Source organism: Vibrio sp. Vb0888, from assembly GCF_033338835.1.
Classification (GTDB): domain Bacteria; phylum Pseudomonadota; class Gammaproteobacteria; order Enterobacterales; family Vibrionaceae; genus Vibrio; species Vibrio alginolyticus.
This window is the reverse complement of record NZ_JAWOTL010000366.1, coordinates 1-1005: the sequence shown is the minus strand read 5'-3', so window position 1 is coordinate 1005 and position 1005 is coordinate 1. Positions and strand designations below refer to the sequence as shown.

The window sequence follows — 1005 nt, the reverse complement described above, 5'->3', positions numbered from 1 at the left end:
ACTTTTACATTGTTACCGAGCCCCGCACCTTGGCATTCCCCTTTGTAGACGGGAGAGATCGGGTTACCAAGAACAAAGCAGCCACAAATGTCGGTTCCGCCTGCGATGGAAGCTAAGTGTAAATCCTGTTTGATATGTTGATAAACGTAACTGAACTGCTCAGGATAGAGCACGGAACCTGTGGAGCATAAGGTCTTCAGCGAATCCAAATTATGCTCTGACCGAGGCGAATAATTGGCTTGCTCAAGCGCTTCGAGATACTTTGCAGAGGTACCAAACAGTGACACCGACTGTTCTTCCGCCAAGCGCCAAAGCACAGAATGGTCGGGGTACACGGGGCTACCGTCGTAAATCACCAACGTGGCACCGCTCGCGAGTGCAGAAACATGCCAGTTCCACATCATCCAACCACAAGTGGTGTAGTAGAAAACCTTGTCGAGAGGTTTTACATCGCAGTGCAGCTGATGTTCTTTCAAATGATTGAGTAAGGTTCCACCTACGGAATGGACAATGCACTTAGGCTGCCCTGTGGTTCCTGACGAATATAAAATGAATAACGGGTCATTAAACAGTACTGGTTGGTAGCGAATAGCTTGTGGAGCAATGTGTTCAGACAACTCGTTCCATGTGACGAAGTCGGAGTCGGATCGTTCGTCTCTTGGTTTTAATTCGCTGCTTGGCGTTAAATAGTCAATTTGGCAAACGCTGATGGTGTTTCCGAGTTTGCTGCTAATCGCTCGGTTTTTTTGCGTCATATCGAAGATCTTGCCGCCAAATTGGTAGCCATTACAACAAAACAATACTTTGGGTGTCACTTGACCGAAACGCTCTAACACGCTGTCGACGCCAAAGTCTGGAGAGGTCGATGTCCAAATAGCACCGAGGCTGGTGGTCGCGAGCATCGCGATTACGGTCTCAGGAAGGTAGGGCAAGTAGGCCGCCACGACATCTCCTTTGCCGACACCATTTGCAATCAGCCATTGTTGGACGATGGACACTTGCTCA

Annotated in this window: 1 protein-coding gene; it reads right to left on the bottom strand. The window is 48.9% G+C overall.

From position 1 onward, the window contains the following. Positions 1-1005 (bottom strand): AMP-binding protein (locus R7P72_RS26310; RefSeq protein ID WP_318111223.1); only part of this gene is annotated, 1005 nt, incomplete at both ends.